The organism is Desulfosediminicola sp., assembly GCF_048381775.1.
In the GTDB taxonomy this organism is placed as follows: Bacteria; Desulfobacterota; Desulfobulbia; order Desulfobulbales; family Desulfocapsaceae; genus Desulfopila; species Desulfopila ganghwensis.
Map to the genome: position 1 here is coordinate 114296 of NZ_JBLXGE010000002.1, position 17023 is coordinate 131318.

The 17023-nt window shown below is 49.1% G+C and carries 13 protein-coding genes; 2 read left to right on the forward strand and 11 right to left on the reverse strand.

What is annotated here, in order from left to right:
* Nucleotides 1-19 precede the first annotated feature (19 nt).
* From ACN5NT_RS03415 to dnaG, 8 genes are all read right to left on the reverse strand, one after another.
* Nucleotides 20-265: a dissimilatory sulfite reductase D family protein gene (locus tag ACN5NT_RS03415; RefSeq protein ID WP_136795191.1), complete on the reverse strand. Its 246-nt coding sequence runs from the start codon at nt 263-265 to the stop codon at nt 20-22.
* Nucleotides 266-358: 93 nt separating this feature from the next.
* A complete protein-coding gene (dsrB, locus tag ACN5NT_RS03420; protein ID WP_136795192.1) occupies nt 359-1486 on the reverse strand; it encodes a dissimilatory-type sulfite reductase subunit beta in 1128 nt (375 codons plus the stop codon).
* A gap of 56 nt (nt 1487-1542) precedes the next feature.
* The gene (dsrA, locus tag ACN5NT_RS03425) at nt 1543-2823 is read right to left on the reverse strand and encodes a dissimilatory-type sulfite reductase subunit alpha (RefSeq protein WP_419174510.1); all 1281 of its coding nucleotides are present in this window, start codon (nt 2821-2823) and stop codon (nt 1543-1545) included.
* Between the two features lie 284 nt (nt 2824-3107).
* Nucleotides 3108-4733 carry a glucose-6-phosphate isomerase gene (locus ACN5NT_RS03430; RefSeq protein WP_419174511.1) on the reverse strand — a complete coding sequence of 542 codons (1626 nt, stop codon included), beginning with the start codon at nt 4731-4733 and terminating at the stop codon, nt 3108-3110.
* Nucleotides 4734-4843: 110 nt separating this feature from the next.
* On the reverse strand, nt 4844-5527 hold the full coding sequence (gene rpe / locus ACN5NT_RS03435) for a ribulose-phosphate 3-epimerase (protein WP_136795195.1): 684 nt from the start codon (nt 5525-5527) through the stop codon (nt 4844-4846).
* Nucleotides 5528-5605: 78 nt separating this feature from the next.
* A complete protein-coding gene (dprA, locus tag ACN5NT_RS03440) occupies nt 5606-6844 on the reverse strand; it encodes a DNA-processing protein DprA (protein ID WP_419174512.1) in 1239 nt (412 codons plus the stop codon).
* Nucleotides 6845-6988: 144 nt separating this feature from the next.
* The gene (locus ACN5NT_RS03445; protein ID WP_419174513.1) at nt 6989-8641 is read right to left on the reverse strand and encodes a sigma-70 family RNA polymerase sigma factor; all 1653 of its coding nucleotides are present in this window, start codon (nt 8639-8641) and stop codon (nt 6989-6991) included.
* 247 nt (nt 8642-8888) lie between these two features.
* Nucleotides 8889-10712, reverse strand: coding sequence for a DNA primase (gene dnaG / locus ACN5NT_RS03450; protein WP_419174514.1), 1824 nt, complete (start codon nt 10710-10712; stop codon nt 8889-8891).
* Between the two features lie 291 nt (nt 10713-11003).
* On the opposite strand from dnaG, the gene ACN5NT_RS03455 reads away from it, so the two are divergent.
* Nucleotides 11004-11738, forward strand: coding sequence for a hypothetical protein (locus ACN5NT_RS03455; protein WP_136795199.1), 735 nt, complete (start codon nt 11004-11006; stop codon nt 11736-11738).
* A gap of 314 nt (nt 11739-12052) precedes the next feature.
* Entirely contained in the window at nt 12053-13744 is a 1692-nt protein-coding gene (locus ACN5NT_RS03460) for an ABC1 kinase family protein (RefSeq protein ID WP_136795200.1), read from the forward strand.
* 98 nt (nt 13745-13842) lie between these two features.
* Here ACN5NT_RS03460 and ACN5NT_RS03465 read toward each other — a convergent pair whose 3' ends face one another.
* The 3 genes from ACN5NT_RS03465 to ACN5NT_RS03475 form a co-directional block, all read right to left on the reverse strand.
* A complete protein-coding gene (locus ACN5NT_RS03465; RefSeq protein WP_136795201.1) occupies nt 13843-15555 on the reverse strand; it encodes an FAD-dependent oxidoreductase in 1713 nt (570 codons plus the stop codon).
* Nucleotides 15556-15958: 403 nt separating this feature from the next.
* A complete protein-coding gene (locus ACN5NT_RS03470; RefSeq protein WP_167495608.1) occupies nt 15959-16711 on the reverse strand; it encodes a triose-phosphate isomerase in 753 nt (250 codons plus the stop codon).
* On the reverse strand, nt 16680-16982 hold the full coding sequence (locus ACN5NT_RS03475) for a DUF167 domain-containing protein (protein WP_136795203.1): 303 nt from the start codon (nt 16980-16982) through the stop codon (nt 16680-16682). Before ACN5NT_RS03475 ends, ACN5NT_RS03470 begins: the two co-directional genes overlap by 32 nt.
* Nucleotides 16983-17023 lie beyond the last annotated feature (41 nt).

Consider the following 17023-nt stretch of genomic DNA (forward strand, 5'->3'; position numbering starts at 1 on the left):
AGTGACAGGTAATAATAAATTAATTAATACCTTCTTCACCTTCCTCGTTCTTGATACGACTTGGTACACCGTACATGGTTGTAGAACCGGAAGACCAGAACATCAGTTTTCCTTCACGTACAAGCTCATTCGCGATGTTTTTGATCTGACGAGGCTTGGTATCAGGATCACATTTGTAGAAATCCTTGATGTACAGCTGTGGCTTCGGAGACTTTTCAGCCTTCTCAATCATTGCTGCTTTGATTTCGTCTATGCTTTTAGGCATAACGACCCCTCCTAGAGATAGGTAGAAGTCCAACGGCGCCGTCTTTTCACCGCGATATTGCGATGAAAAGACAAACGTCTGTCAAGGCTTCAATTACTTGATATGGCTGGTGTACTTAAACTGAGTGGTTGTACGCCAGGTGTCATAAGCAAGACGATAGTCATCAATAGACTTATCGGTAAATGGGATCTCACACTTTTCGAAGAATTTCTCCCAACCGATACGCTCTGCCCACTCACCAACACGCTCATATTTGCGAGCGTCTGCAGCGTAAGCCTCAAGAATTTTCTTGATAGCATCAACAGTCTCAGGCCAACGTGGAGTGGTGTTTGGCAGGAAAGGAATAACCAACTTGGAGAACTTAGGAGCAGTTCTGGAGTTAGAAACCTTACCACCAACGAGGATAGCAATACCGTCACCCTCTGGATCAGCAAGAGGCATAGCAGGACACATGGTGTAGCAGTTACCACAGAACATACAACGCTCAACGGTAACTTTTACGGTCTTGATCTCTTTACCATCAACCTCTGCTTTAGCAGGCTTAACAGCACCAAGCGGACAAGAAGCGATTGCGAGCGGAAGCTCACAAACACCGGTGATACGCTTGTTATCGATCATAGGTGGCTTACGATGTACACCAAGAATAGCGATATCGGAAGCATGTACAGCACCACACATGTTGAGACAACATGCGAGAGCAATACGTACCTGTGCAGGCAGGGTCATGGAAGTGAAGTAATCAAACAGCTCATCCATTACCGCCTTAACAACACCAGAAGCGTCGGTTGCAGGGGTGTGACAATGTACCCAACCCTGGGTGTGAACGATGTTGGTTACACCAGCACCGGTACCACCTACCGGGAATCTGTTACCACGGCCAGCAAGGTCATCCAGCAGAGGCTGAACTTTATCCTTGGCATCAACCATGAACTCTACGTTGTTACGGGTGGTCCAACGCATGAAACCATCACAATGTGCATCAGCAACATCGCAGATCTCACGAATGAGATTGATGGTGATCAGACGTGCGGTACCAACACGAACGGTGTATACCTCGTCACCGGTCTCTGACTTATGCATCAGAACGCCAGGCTGGAGGATTTCGTGCCAAAGCCACTTACCTTTGTTAGCTTTGATTACTTCAGGAAAAAATTGCTCGTAATGTGGTGGACCAAGATCGGAAATACGTCCGTCCATCGGTTTATCTGGATTGTAGCCCATGATAAATCTCCTTATATTTCTTTAATATGAATTGTTAGCTCAAATTAAAACAGGTATTAGGCTGCGTGCTTAGCACGGAACTCATCAATGTCACGCTCAAAGCCGCCCTCAACCTCTTCCTCTTTCCAGAAGACGTATGGGTTAGAACGAGGCTCTTTAACGTGCTGCGGAATCGGATCGAGTCCCATAACCTTGATGAAGGTCGGCAGGCCAATACGCTGCATGGTCTCACCTACACGCTCACGGTTCTTACCAACTTCCATCCACCAGTCCCAAACGTTCTCAATGAAGTCAACGAGTTCCTGGAACTCATTGTCAGCAGACATTGGGATGAACGGGAGAACCAGAGTAGAGAACTGAGCACCATCGAGGATCGGAGCTTTCGCACCAACCAGAATGGAAGCACCCTGCTCTGCACCCGGACGAAGCGCGCGTGGCATTACGTTGATGCAATGCATACAACGGGTACACTCTGCGTTATCGATCTTGAGCTCATCGCCTTCCATCCACATACACTCGGTAGGACAGAGACCAAGAACCTCTTTCTCGATGTCAAACTTACCCCAGTCACGACCAGCATGGGCGCCACCGTTTGCAGGGTAATTACCAGCTACGTACTCTTTTACCGCTGCCTGGTCGATACGGATATCGTCTTTCCAGGTACCGATAACGGAGATGTCGGAACGTGCGATAGAAGCAACACAGTCGTTCGGACAACCGGAGAACTTGAACTTGAACTTGTATGGGAACGCTGGACGATGAATCTCATCCTGATACATCATGGTCAGCTGATGACAACACTCTTCAGTGTCGTAGCAGGACCACTCACAGCGGGACTGACCGATACAGTTCGCAGGGGTACGAAGGTTTGAACCGGAACCACCAAGATCCTGTCCCATGTCGTGGGTCAGATCCCAGAAGAAAGGCTCAAGGTTCTCGGTACGGGTACCAAGAAGAATGATGTCACCGGTGGAACCGTGCATGTTGGTAACACCAGAACCATGCTTCTCCCACAGATCACAGAGCTGACGGAGATTTGAAGAAGAATAGTATTTAGATGCAGGCTGAGCTACACGTACGGTGTGAAAGTGCTCAACACCTGGGAACTGCTCGGGAACGTCAGCGTAACGTCCAACGATACCACCACCGTATCCGAAAACACCAACGATACCGCCGTGCTTCCAGTGGGTGATTCTGTCCTTGAAGGACAGCTCCAGGATACCAAGAATGTCCCAGCACTCAGGCTTGGTCTCAGCCTGCTGCTTTAAGTCGGTGACGAAACTCGGCCACGGGCCTTTCTCAAGTTCGTCCAACAAGGGCGTCTCATGTTTTGCCATGATTTCCTCCTTTGAATTACTGTTTAAACTACAACCTCTACCAAAAGATATAGCGAATCTTATAGTTCTTATCCTGAACAGGCAGGCAAGCAACTTGCAGAGCAATATGTGCCCACCCGACTACTTCATGTTCAACTTTCGAACCGGCCCTGACATGTTTCTCCTGTCAAGACAATACAAAACACTATCACAGTGTATAGTGATTCAGCGGCTGAGAATATCGCCCACCGGAAATTTTGTCAACAAAAAACGGTGTAATTGTCTTTGGGAAAATGAACGCATATTCACCGTGCAATTCTACTGCTACTGCCATTTCCAGCAACTTTCAGAAACCGATTTTCAAGCTCATTATCTTCGACACCCATACCCTTTATGAGTTTCAGGATTCTGGTAGCCAGCACCTTTCCGAGTTGCACTCCTTCCTGATCAAATGAATTGATATCCCATAAAAAGCCCTGATAGACTATCTTTGCTTCATAAATAGCCAACAGAGCTCCCATAGTGTGAGGTGTCAACTTATCAGCCAGCAGCAATGAACTCGGACGATTGCCTTCAAACTTTTTATTTGGATTTTCATGCAATCTGCCAACCGCCATGGCGATCGATTGCGCCAGGAGATTCGCAAAAAGTTTCTGTTGCGAGGTGGTATCTTCAACAATGAGATCAAGATTTCGCTGATTTTTTATAAAACCAATGAACTCAACAGGAACTATCTCAGTTCCCTGGTGAAGCAATTGATAAAATGCATGCTGCCCGTTGGTGCCAGGCTCCCCCCAGACAATCGGTCCGGTTTTGATTTTTACCTGGCTGCCGTCCCGATGAATCGATTTGCCGTTGCTCTCCATATCACATTGCTGGAGATGGGCAGGGAAACGATGGAGCGCCTGGCTGTACGGCAATACCGCCACAGTAGAACGGTCCAGATAATTATGATTCCACACCCCGATCAAGGCCAATAGTAAGGGAAGGTTACTCCTAATGTCGGGGATAGTTTCCGCAGCCTGATCCACCTCATTTGCACCCTTGAGAAATTCGAGCAATTGATCATAACCCAGATAAAAACCCAACATAACAGAGCCCACCATAGAGGTAGAACTGTACCGTCCGCCGATGTAGTCGAACATGTAAAATGATCGAAGATATTTGTCAGGGTCATCCATGGGGCTGCCTTCTCCGGTCACTGCCAGGCAATGCTTCGCAGGATCGATGCCGGCCGCGCGCAACTGTTCAATTACCAGTCTCTCGTTGGTCAGGGTCTCAAGTGTGGTACCGCTTTTTGAGACGATATTTATCAGGGTTCTGCTCAAATCCACCCGACTGAGCACATCAGCAGCATCATCGGGATCGACGTTGGCAATGAAATGGACGGATCGCCCACTGATACCGAAAGGTTTGAGTGCCTCATAAATAGAGCGCGGGCCCAGATCCGAACCACCAATGCCAACGTTGACCAGAGTAGTGAAACTCTCTCCCTCTGCGTTTGTTATCTTACCGTTCTCAAGATCTGTTAAAAATTCTTTGAGCTTGGCGAGTTCATCTCGGGCCCTGGCCGACTCGGCCGGAGCGGCGGCCGTATCACCGAAGACATCTCTGGTCGCGGTATGCAGAACCTGCCTCTCCTCACTCTCGAAACCTTGAATGCGATTCATCACCGCGCCACTTCTCATCTCTTTAAACTGAGCGGTAAGAGCGCATTGATCGGCAAGAGCCTGCAAAGCGTTCAGGACATCATCATCCACCCGTTGCGTGGCATATAGCATTCTGAACGGACCAGTCTCGCAAATATATCTCTCAATCCTGCCGGTTTCAGTCAAGGCCCCGCTTGCCGTTAGATCATAAGGCTGACCTGCCAGACGACTCAAACTTTCTGCAGCTTCCGCTGTGGTCAGATTCTTATATTTGGGATCCATAGTCTTCTCCGCAAGGCTAATATAAAAGATTCATTACCAGTGGACCTCTGCATTGAAACTCAAGGTCCACCTAAGCCTGAAGTCGCCTGTATTACTGACAGTCGACCGCGCTACTCAATTCTCGCAGCAGCACCATTTTCGGCAAGCTTCCGTAATTCGCCGATAGTAGCGGTATAATCGTCACTGTTATAAACAGCAGAGCCAGCCACAAAAATATTGGCACCAGCCTGGGCTACATCCTGAATGGTCTTTTTGCTCACGCCACCATCCACTTCGATTCCCACCTCAAGCCCCATACTATCGATACGTTGCCTGAGCTGCCAGATTTTCTCAAGCGAGGATGGGATGAATGACTGCCCGCCAAATCCAGGGTTTACCGACATCAGCATGACCAGATCAAGATCTTCAAGCACATAATCAAGTGTTGAAAGAGACGTTGCCGGGTTTAATACCGCACCGGCTTTCAAACCGCGCTGCTTGATCTGGCCGATCACGCGATGCAGGTGGGTGCACGCCTCAACATGCACTGTAATCCAGTCTGCGCCAGCATCTGCGAAAGCGTCTATATAGTCACCGGGATTACTGATCATCAGATGGACATCCAGAACCCGGTCTGTCACTCTCTTCGCCGCCTCGACAACCAAAGGCCCGATGGTGATGTTTGGTACGAAGTGTCCGTCCATGACGTCAATATGAATAACCTCTGCACCGGCCTGATCCACCGCCCTGATCTCATTGCCCAGTTGACTGAAGTCGGCTGAAAGTATTGATGGTGCAATCTGTATTTCCCGCATGATATCTCCTGATATGTAAATACATTCAAAGCTGTTTTACCTGATGGAAAAACAGCATAATACTTAATTTTTTCGTAATTAGACCGTTCTTCGTACCATATCACCGGGGCCCATTTCAACCACCCCTTCCAGTTCCAGATAAAGAAAGAGTTCGCTCAACCGGGCAGGGCTCAGATGAAGCTTCTCTGAAACCTCTTCCCTGGAAACAGGGTACGGCTCCAATTGCTTCAACAGTTCAATGGCATCCGGTTCAAGCCCCGGAGCCAATTGTTCTATATTATTATCAGGTTGATTGTCAAAAGTTCCTACGCCGCAAGTGTTATAATAGGCAGAAGTGCCTGCCACGATATCGGCAGCTGACATTACCAACTGCGCGCCCTGTTGCAGCAGCCAGTGTGCGCCTTCACTTTTATACGAATCAACCTGGCCGGGCACAGCAAAAATCTCACGGCCAAAATCCAGGCCAAGCTGGGCAGTAATCAGAGAACCTGACTTTCTGGCAGCCTCAACCACCACAACCCCTTTGCTCAGGCCCGCAATAATTCTGTTTCTTGCCGGAAATCTAAATCCCTCAGGTCTCGTCCCGGGAGGATACTCACTGATAAGCAGTCCCTTTGTTTTGACCTCATGATACAGAGAACTATTCTGCCTCGGATAAACGACATCAATACCACACCCGAGAACTCCAATAGTGCCGCCCCGGCCCTGCAGGGCACCGATGTGTGACTCCGAATCGATGCCAAGCGCCATACCGGAGACCACGGTCAGGCCTTCGCGCGACAGCCCCTCGGCCAATGACCGTGCCACCCTGCGACCATAACTGGTCGCTGATCGTGATCCAACCATGGCTACGCTGGAAGATGTCAGTAAACCGATATCCCCAAGACAGTAAAGCACAGCAGGCGGGTCGGGTATCTCGCGAAGTAATTCTGGGAATGCCGCATCGTCAATGCTCAGCAATTGCCCTCCCATGGATATTGTCCGGTTTGCCAGCAAACGGGCTGTTTTACTGCACTCATCAATGCAATTCCAGGCCGCAAGCTGTTTTGAGCCAAGCCCTGACAGATCACTCCATTGCCGTCTGGTAGCAGCAAGCGCTGCCCCGGGGGAACCAAAATGATCGACCAGTTTCCTGATAGTTCCCGGACCGCAGCCAGGCAACAATGTCAGGGTCAGCCAATCGGCAACAGCCGGATCGTATGCAGACTGCTCCGCAGCCTGAGAAGTTGGAGGTGGAGGATTACACGACGTGTTTTGGCTTTCAACCAAGTCCATCTTACTTTGAACTCCAGGATCAACTACCGCTTCAGACGACATAGTTCCCCTCTTCCCCAAAGACAATGGCACCTATCCGTTTCCGAATTGGTGCCATTTATAATGAACCCGCTATCGGATTTCTCCGGCCAATCAGCAGATACATACTCCCAGAAAAATACCTGATGGGCTGTACGGGTCTGCCAATTACCTTTCTGTCATGAATACCCGCAGTTCTTCAATACGGGAAGGATGCTTCAATTTTGATATCGCCTGCGCCTCGATTTGACGAATACGCTCCCTGGTCACGGCAAAGCAACGCCCTACCTCCTCAAGAGTATGGTCATATTCGACATTGATGCCATAACGCATGCGCAAAACTTTTGCCTCACGAGGTGAAAGCGATGACATTACCTGGTTAAGGCACTCTCTCAGGCTGTTGATCATGGTCTGCTCGTGGGGGCCGACCCGTTCACCATCTTCAATAAAATCGCCTAAAAAGGTTTCTCCATCATCACCCACCGGCGTATCAAGAGAAATTGCATCCTTGGCTATCTTTAGAGCTGATTTCACCTTGTTTACATCAGAGCCAAGAAGTTCGGCCATCTCTTCCGGGGTCGGCTCTCGGTGTTCTTCCAATAGAAAATCCTTGGAAACCCTGAGCAACCTGTTGATGGTCTCGATCATGTGAACAGGCAAACGGATTGTTCGCCCCTGATCGGCTATACCACGGGTAATGGATTGACGAATCCACCAGGTGGCATACGTGCTGAACTTGTAGCCGCGGTGGTAGTCAAATTTCTCGACAGCTTTCATCAGGCCAATGTTCCCTTCCTGAATGAGATCTGAAAACTGCAATCCACGATTGACAAATTTCTTGGAAACAGAGATGACAAGCCTGAGGTTGGCCCGAACCAAGGCCTCTTTGGCATGTTTCGTCATCTCCTTGCCAACTTCAATTTCTTTTAACAGTTTCTGTATCTTTCTACCATCCAGGCCTGCATCGATAATAAACTGCCTGTTGACAAAACGTTCTATTTTTTCTGGCGGCGGCTCCGAGCCATCTTCCGTCACCAGTTTTTTGGACCGTACCAGGTCAACGAAGACGCGCCGAAACTTTCTGGAAATTTCCTCTAAACCTTTGGCGGCCGCATTAACACAATCTGCACAAACAACCTTATCCTTAAAAAGTGCTGCTATCTCTTCGCCAATTACCCCGACTTTGTCGTACAGTTCGGCAACCTTTTCAGGCTTGAGATCAAAATCCTGTAACTGTTTCAGGAGAGCACTACGTTTTTTATCCAGTTGCAAAGCCTTCTCGACGTTCTTCAGGAAAAGCTTGCTCTCTGACTCTATGAGCTCAGGATTATTATCCGGGACCCCCATGATAGTCTGACAGATCTTGCCTTTGTTTTTCTGGAGATCTGCGGCCAGAGCCTGAAGGGATGGAATGGCGAGAACCGTCTGGAAAGCGCACGCCTGTACCCTCTGCTTGCCCTCTTCCATCATCTTCGCAAGCTTCAGCTCCTCATCATGACTGAGGAGCGTGAGCGTTCCCATCTCACGGAGATAGATATTCATCGGGTCTATGGAATGACTTCCATTTTTGCCAGCTTTGGGTGAGCGCGCAGCCCTGCGCTTCGCTCCTTTACGACGACCAGCCACTACTCCGACCTGATTTTCTTTATCAGAACCGGCTGCTATGTCATCCGGTACGTCATCTTGGAAACCGTTCCCTCTTCTATCTTCGTCTGAACCAAAGATCCCTGTTAAATCATACATCGCAGGATCATCTTCATTTTCATATGAATCCTCATCCTGTTCGTACTCATTATCATTTGCGCGTTCATCGTGATTCATGAAATTCTCCCTGATAGCACAGAAGCCTACCGATAGTGCTTCTATGGAAAATCTCTTCTTTTTCCCTTAATGGAAATTTCCACTTTCTCCTCTAGTGCTCAACGAAACCATCGCTATTCCTTTAAGCACAAACATGCATCCTAACAATGCACACCATTGAAGCAAAATGTCAAGAATATTTCCTTCAATTCTCTATCGCAAAAAAAACAGCAGAAACACAGTTAGTAAAATAAATATCCGAGCTGGCTTATAATTCCGGCCCCTTGAGTTCTCTGTCTATATTCTGTTTTTTTTGCAGTAACTCCTGAAGTAAGGAAAAATCCCCACCAGTCTTCATCCCGGAGATTTGATCAAGCAATTGCCTGGAAGCACGTTGCAACCTGTAGACACGCATCCATTCGAGCAATTCCTCTGCTTCAGCACCAATCAGCGAATCAGCCTCATGTTCATCCCCTGCGTCAGGAGCCTCAAGCAGCAGGTCCGACACAAGTTCCCGCTCGGCTCCCCCCGGCAGCTTTGACAGCAGTTCCTCCGGTTCAATCTCGCCGTGCTCGGCAATCAGCGATCGCAACTGCAGAAACAGCACCTCCCCAACACTTCCGGCTATACACTCCCGCAATCCGCCATCTTCAAGGCGACCGAGGTACGAGGGATTGAGAACCATGAATTCCACCAGTCGCCTCTGTGATTTCGACAACGGCTCAATCTGCTCTACTGCCCGCATTACCGGTGGCTCCGGTGGTGGCGGCGGAGCTTCCTCCACTGGAGGTGGTACCGAACGGTCCAGCATGGAATCAAGCTGTTCGGCTGAGATACCAAGCTGCTCGGCAAAATGAGTAATAACAACAGTCCGCTGCAATGGTGAAGCCGCAGCTTTTACCAAAGGCCGCAATTCTTCAACAATCTTACTTTTACCATCCAGGGTAAGGCCATATTCCTTTACCAGCTGACCGAAAACAAATTCAGGCAGAGTCTCCGCCCCGGCGACCAACTCCTCAACGGCCACGAGCCCTCTTTCGCGCACAAAGGTATCCGGGTCATGTCCTTCAGGCAAAAGTGCCACCCTGCCGGAAACCTGTTCTGCCAGAAAATGAGGAACAGAACGCACCGCAGCCTTGACCCCTGCTTCATCACCGTCGAATAACAGTACTATTTCGTCACAGAACCGCTTCAGTAAGCGAAGCTGCTCGCGGGTAAGTGCTGTCCCCAGCGGTGCAACAACGTTTTCATACCCATTGCAGACCAGGGAAATAAGATCGAAATTTCCCTCGACAATTATTGCCTGGTTCTTCTTGCGAATAGCATCTTTTTGTTGATAGAGCCCAAGCAGAAGCTTGCTCTTGTTATAAATTCGGCTCTCCGGGGAATTCAGGTATTTCGGTTGACCTTCGCCGATGATACGACCGCCGAAACCACACACCTGACCACTGATCTCATAGATTGGAAACAGTACACGATCACGGAATCTGTCGTAAACCCCGCCTCTGTCGTTTTTCACGGAAAGGCCGGCTTCAAGGGATGCCTTCTTTTCACTTTCGGTCAGCTTGTCGGTGAAATAGTCCCAGCCTTCCCCCTCCACCGATGGCGCATATCCTATGCCGAAGCGGGTAAGAATGTCTTTGGGGATACCTCTTTCAGTCAGGTATGCTCTGGCGCCGGCAGCCTTGCCGGTACCGAGATAGCGGCTGTAGAGCGCTGCTGCCTTTTCACTGACCGCATACATCTCCTTTTTAAACTGGTCCTGCTTTGCCTGCTCGGCTGAGCGTGGCCGCTCAGGGAGAGCTATCGAGTATTTGGCTGCAAGCTCCTTTAAAGCTGATGGAAAATCGAGGTTGTGATACTTCATCATGAATGAGAAAACATCACCAGACTCCCCACAACCAAAACAGTGAAAAAACTGTTGCCCGGAATGGACCGAAAACGAAGGTGTTTTCTCGCCATGAAACGGGCAGAGCCCAAGGTATCGTGCACCACTTTTTTTCAGATCGACAACCTCGCCTATGATCTGTACAATATCAGCGCGTTCTTTGACCCGGGCTACTATATCTTCTCGTGATTCGTTTATTGCCATTTTTTATTTTCACTTGGGGAATTACGTCTCGCATCGTGCCATACTGCAAACGTTGCAATAAAGTACCAGGATTCTTTTTTCCTGTGGGGAGCATATCAGCGCTATGAGGCTGAGTAAGCAACGAAGTCAGGAAATCGGAGTAAATATGCTCTGGTCAACAGGTTAAGCGCGACAGGGCACTAACTGCTCAACTGCCAGCCCATAAACATATCACGGGAGGTGTGTTTACGCATGCCCTTTCATGACTGCAACTTCTCAGGCAGCAATACATAATCTGGTTAATGCACCGATATGGAAGATATTACACAGGTCCTGGCTTTCCAGGTAAAAAAGGATATGGCGGAGCGCTATTTCGGCTTTCGCAAGCGAATCGAAACCGACACCATCAATTACAAGCAGATGGTCACACAGTCAGCCGTGCAACTTGAAAACAACCTGGGTACCTCCCTGGTTCGCATCTATATCCTTCTTCAGCGTCGTGAGCTGATTACTGAATTTATCCATTTGATCGGGCTCAAAACGCCCCCATATTACGAGCCGTATACCGTCGAGTCCCCTACCATAAAAAAACGCGTATTCCAGGGCCTGAACTACAGAGGGTTAACCCAAAAAAGAGCGTACAAAAACATGCTCTACGACAGCTATTGTCAGCTCTACGAATATGCCTCAGATTATCTTGAAACCTTTCGGAATCTCCAGGAGGAGCATGAGACAATTCAAGAGGAAATAGCGCACTTTTACAGAAACAACGACATCGACACCATTCTGCAATTCCTCCGTCGGCTCGATCTCTATTCCGACGAACATTCCTCCAGCCAGCAATATCAACAAACCCCATCAAACTATCAGAAGTTATCCGACCAGATCAAGCTTCGCCCCCCCTTGCCTCCAGGTGAATTACTCCCCACTTTCCCGCCGCTTCCACCACCGAAGTCTATTCGAAAAAAGCTCGATAAGCTCATTGACAAAGCCATTCCCTACGAAAAGCCGTTCAATCTGCGAATGCTTACCCGGGAAGTCGGATAGCCTCTCAATTTCACAATTGATCCCGGCAGATGTACCTTTTCCTTTGCGCGAGACCATGCAACCCGGCAAAAAGAACGACAGCCTTTTCAGTGGCTCCTGCTGTCGCTATAATTAATAAGAATCAGCCCTTTACACTGAACCTCTTTTGGGTACTTGCAACAATACTCAGCAATTTCAGTAACAAAACATTGTATGTTGCCAAGCAGAAAACCCTGGCGGAACAATCAAATTTCGTGTGAAGGTAACTGTAGTACTTTAATAACATTCTTTTCCAATTCATTTGCTCGCAACATCTTTTACTTCTCCTTCTCATTATGAAGATAGGCAATATAAAACGCACCATCCGCAATACCAAGCGCCTCGCCGAAATCATACGCGTTCTGTCCCGTTTCGGTTTTCAACAGGTAGTTCTCGATACCGGAATATACCGGTTACTCGACCTGGTCAAAGAAGACGTTGACACCAGCCTCAGCCCCTCTGCTGCCGACCAGCCCCGTGCCGTCCGTTTTCGTTTGGTTCTTGAGGAGCTGGGACCAACCTTTATCAAGATTGGACAGATCCTTTCCACCAGGCCTGACCTCATCCCCCCTGAATGGGCAGATGAGTTGAAAAAACTGCAGGATCGCTGCACCAACGTCCCATACTCAGACATCCATAATGTACTTATAGAAGAGTTCCCCCAAGGGCTCGAAACTTTTTTTGAAAAAATCGATGAAGTACCTATGGCGGCGGCCTCCCTGGCCCAGGTACACAAAGCGGTAACAAACGAGGGTGACGAAGTTGTGCTCAAAGTGCTGCGGCCGGGCAGCCGCAAAATGGTTGAGGAGGATACCTCTCTGCTGGAAGGCCTGGCACAACTGGCAGAGCAATATTTCTACGATCTTGGATACAGCCCTACAGCAGTTGCCAAGGAATTTTCCCGCGAGTTGCTCAAGGAAATCAATCTGGTCCATGAGGGGCAGTCCACCGACCGGTTGAGAAGATATTTTGCAGACGACCCCACCGTGTCATTTCCCAGGGTCTATTGGCAGACCACTACCCGCAACGTATTGACCCTTGAAGAAATAAAGGGGAGAATTGTCTCCTCACTGACTCCAGGCGACCTTTCTGCCCAGGAGCGGCGGACTCTCGTTTCCAGAGGTACGGATGCCGTTTTTGCCCAATGCCTGCAGTTCGGTTTTTTCCATGCCGACCCGCACCCTGGCAATATCATCCTCAAACATGACAACACCATCTGTTTTATCGATTGCGGCATGACCGGCCAGCTCGACAAACATACCACCGACCAGCTCATAGATCTTGTCGCGGGGGTAATAAAAGCTGATATCGATAAACTCTGCAGGGTAGTCATCGAACTTACCGAGGCGGACCCTGCAATTACAGACCGCAGGGACTTTCGCACTGACCTGCAACATCTTATTTCCCATTTCCAGAGTAATGAACTGAAAAATCTTGATATCGCTTCCCTGCTCTCCGAGTTTTTCAAAATGCTCCAGCGCTACAAGATCAAGTGCCCGGGAGATCTCATTCTGCTCACCAAAGCCCTGACGACCATTGAGGGCGTTGCCGAGCAGTTCGATCCTGAATTCGATGTCATTTCCCACGTGGAGCCACGTATTCAGGAGATCGTCATCAGCCGTTACGGCTTAAATGCCCTTTACGGCCGGCTGCAAAGAACCATGAGCGGCTACCTCGAACTCTTCGAGAGCCTGCCCTCCGATCTACAGAGGTTTCTCGGCTATTTTCGCCATAGCCGCTTCACCCTCAACCTCGAACTGAAGCGACTTGAACATCTTGCCGATAAAATCGATCTCTCCAGCCGCATCATGGGCATGGCCATGATTATTGCCGCGCTGATCGTTGGTTCTTCGATTCTGATTCTCGCCGACAGCCTTGCCAGCAAACATGGTATTTTCGGTACCTTGGGTGTAATCGGCCTGATCCTGGCCGGAGTGAATACAGCGGGCTTTATTGCCTCCTTTCTGTTACCCAGAAAAAAGAAATAGCCCGCCAATATTTTTTTTTGTAAATCCCAGTCCTATCGATACGGCCACCATACCATCAAATCAAACCACGGCAGCCATTCATCGGCAGGGGCTGGTTGCTAAACTGCCACAAAATCCGGCTCGATGACCCTAATCATGGCATATCCACCCTGAATGATCCGGGTATTTGAGATACCCTGCGAATCGAGGTAGACCTGTGCCTCATAAGCTCTTGGGCCCGTATCGCAGAGAATGGAGATGTCTTGGTCGACAGGAATTTCCCTGGCTCTTTTGCGCAGCTCCGACTGAGGGATATGTAACCAGCGACTGCCATATTTTTCTTTTCCCGCACTCGACTCACGATCACCCCGGATATCAAGAACCGTAGTCCCGTTGTCGGCAAATCTATCCAGGAACTCAGGTACATCAATAGGCCTGTTCATGCCGCAAAGGATATTATCCAAAGCATTACCTGCGTTATTTACAACATCCATGGCCGAGGCAAATGGCGGTGCATAGCCGGTTTCAAGGCAGCAGACATCGTCAACGGTGATACCGTGCTCCAGCAACACCGCGAGAGCATCAACTCTTGCCTTCACTCCGTCTCCGTTCTTTCCAGCTGCCTGAACACCGAGTATTTTTCTTGAGTTACTATCTGCTATAAGCGTCATGTAAACGAGCTCGGAATTGGGGTAGAAATGGGCATGATCGGCCTGTGAGACCGTGGCACAGACAGGATCATAACCGGCATCGCGCGCCTTGGCTGCTGTAAGCCCTGCTGTACACACGCCAAAATCAAAGATCTTTATGCAAAACGTCCCGACAGTACCGCGAAAATACCCCATCCCACCAGCTATATTGGTGGCGATAATTCGCCCCTGTCGATTGGCAAGTGACCCAAGAGGCATCGGCATCTTCTGACCGTTAACATGATTGGTCAACTCTGCACAGTCGCCACCCGCATAGATGTCAGGATCACTGGTTCGCATCCGCTTGTCGACGACTACTCCGCCGCTTTGACCAATTGAAAGTCCGGCGTTGGCTGCCAGCTTTGCATTTGGGCGTGCACCCGTGGCAAGAATCACCAGATCACAGGTATATTGTTCCCCACCGGCATAAACAATCTGCTGACCACTCGTGGCATCCGTCTCTATCTTGCTCACGGTTGTCCCTAACCGGACCCGAACCCCTTTGTCCTCAAGCTCCCTTTTGGCAATTCTGGCGATATTTTTGCCCAGGACCATTGGCAATACTTTTTCGGCAACTTCAATGAGAGTCGTTTCAACTCCCCAAAGATCAGTGAAGGCTTCTACCATCTCCACACCTATAGCACCGGCACCGATGACCACAGCGCTGCCGATTTCGCCCTTTTTCATCTTGTTCTTCACCTGCTCTGCATGGTGCAGGTTGGTAACCGTCATGACTTTAGGAGAATCTATGCCAGGAATGGGAATACGAAAAGGTTCGGCGCCGGTTGCCAACACCAGGGTATCGTATTCCATCACCCCTTCTTCACCGTTTCTGAGATCCCTGACTGTAACTGTTTTTTCTTTCCTGTTGATTGACAGAGCCTCCATCTCCGCACGGATATGCACTCCTTTGCAATCTGTAAAAAAATCCTGATCGCGTACCGCGTGGGCTGTGGTCGAATAGAGATCCTCAAGGTCATTGACATCTCCACCCACATAATATGGGATTCCACAACCTCCATACGAGAATAAATTATCTCGTTCAATAACGGTTATCCTGGCCTCTGGATCAAGCCGGCGTAAACGACATGCAACCTTGGGCCCTAATGCGACTGCTCCGATAACGAGTATTCGTTTTGACATGCAACCTCCTTTCAGGTCAACCTGCACAACTACCGCAAACTGGTCGGTCGAATCCTGTTATCCGGCCTTCCGGTCCATTCCAATTGAATCAGAAACAGCCTCATCTTAAGTCTACATATGCACAAAACCAAGAACTTTTTCGCTCCTTTTCTATTTACATGGAACTTTTCTCAAAAACCCAATAATATAACAATATTAGATATATACTGCATTGTAAGACATCCCGGGGACAGATACCACAATGTCAGGTTTTTTCGAAGTGAAAGTGTATCTTATGTTGCGGGAAGAAATTAGTGCATGTCTGAAGCGACGTAGATATGAGGGTTGCTGCGTACCTTGAGATAACGATGTTATACAAGGGTCAGTTGCAGCAACCCGGATCGGGCAAGGAGGAGGGCGGGAATTAAGCAGCTTTGGAGACGATCCTCAGAAAGGAGCTGGCATCGAGACTGGCTGAACCGATAAACAGGCCGGAGACATTACCGAGGCGGAAATACTCATCTACACAGTCAGCTGTGAGAGAGCCACCATATATTACAGCTCGATCCGGATATATTCCCCTGATGAAATCAACAGATTCGGCGACCTTCTCCGGAGATTCGGGAATCCTGAAGCTGAGAGCATCCACCGGCGAGTAGGCAATGATGATATTCTCGTTTTCGATATCAGAAAGCGCGGTAAGCTGGGACATGGCATAGGGCTGATCGACACAAACTATCGGTCTGATCCCGGCATCAACGGCCTCGGCGACCTTGTTGGTTACATCGAGGGATTTTTCATGAAAATATCTGCGTCGCTCAGAGTGACCGACTATAACGAAATCAACAAGCCCTTTGAGCATATCTGCTGCCACAGCACCTGTATAACTCCCCTTGGGGAAAGGCGAGACATCCTGGGCACAGAGATAAAAGTTGTCGAGTTTCAGGCTGTCCAGATGCTTTCGGACATTTTCAAGACATAAAAAAGTGGGGGCTACGATAACATCAACATTTTCGGAAGCCTTGTAGCCTTCGGCAAACTCATCGAGCCATGCTTTTGCCTCATCGCTGTTCTTGTAACACTTCCAGTTGGCAATTACCAGACGATGACCGGAATGTTCCGGAATATCTTTTGGCTTGGGTGTCTCATTTTTTAAGAACCGATTCAATATACCCACGGATTTCCTCTTCAGTTATACCGCTGATTGCAATGGTCTTACGACGGGAGGTATGGCCGGAACGCAACTGAACGTCACGCTTGGCGACCTTGAAGGTCTTTGCCAGAAAGGCAGTCACAGCACTGTTGGCCTTGCCATCGACAGGCGGGGTGGTGATCGAAATTTTCAGGCTTCCATCATGCACTCCGCTTATCATGTTACGTGAAGCCCTTGGCTGAATGTAGAGGGACAGCAGGGCTGTTCCATCAGTGCCGCAGGTGAGATATGGCATCCATCAATCCAAAGTCGACTCAGGCTTACTCAGTAAAAAGA

Bases quoted from the DNA above. Each gene is read 5' to 3' on its own strand.
- ACN5NT_RS03415 (WP_136795191.1), bottom strand. From the start codon at position 265: ATGCCTAAAAGCATAGACGAAATCAAAGCAGCAATGATTGAGAAGGCT.
- dsrB (WP_136795192.1), bottom strand. From the start codon at position 1,486: ATGGGCTACAATCCAGATAAACCGATGGACGGACGTATTTCCGATCTT.
- dsrA (WP_419174510.1), bottom strand. From the start codon at position 2,823: ATGGCAAAACATGAGACGCCCTTGTTGGACGAACTTGAGAAAGGCCCG.
- ACN5NT_RS03430 (WP_419174511.1), bottom strand. From the start codon at position 4,733: ATGGATCCCAAATATAAGAATCTGACCACAGCGGAAGCTGCAGAAAGT.
- rpe (WP_136795195.1), bottom strand. From the start codon at position 5,527: ATGCGGGAAATACAGATTGCACCATCAATACTTTCAGCCGACTTCAGT.
- dprA (WP_419174512.1), bottom strand. From the start codon at position 6,844: ATGTCGTCTGAAGCGGTAGTTGATCCTGGAGTTCAAAGTAAGATGGAC.
- ACN5NT_RS03445 (WP_419174513.1), bottom strand. From the start codon at position 8,641: ATGAATCACGATGAACGCGCAAATGATAATGAGTACGAACAGGATGAG.
- dnaG (WP_419174514.1), bottom strand. From the start codon at position 10,712: ATGGCAATAAACGAATCACGAGAAGATATAGTAGCCCGGGTCAAAGAA.
- ACN5NT_RS03455 (WP_136795199.1), top strand. From the start codon at position 11,004: ATGGAAGATATTACACAGGTCCTGGCTTTCCAGGTAAAAAAGGATATG.
- ACN5NT_RS03460 (WP_136795200.1), top strand. From the start codon at position 12,053: ATGAAGATAGGCAATATAAAACGCACCATCCGCAATACCAAGCGCCTC.
- ACN5NT_RS03465 (WP_136795201.1), bottom strand. From the start codon at position 15,555: ATGTCAAAACGAATACTCGTTATCGGAGCAGTCGCATTAGGGCCCAAG.
- ACN5NT_RS03475 (WP_136795203.1), bottom strand. From the start codon at position 16,982: ATGCCATATCTCACCTGCGGCACTGATGGAACAGCCCTGCTGTCCCTC.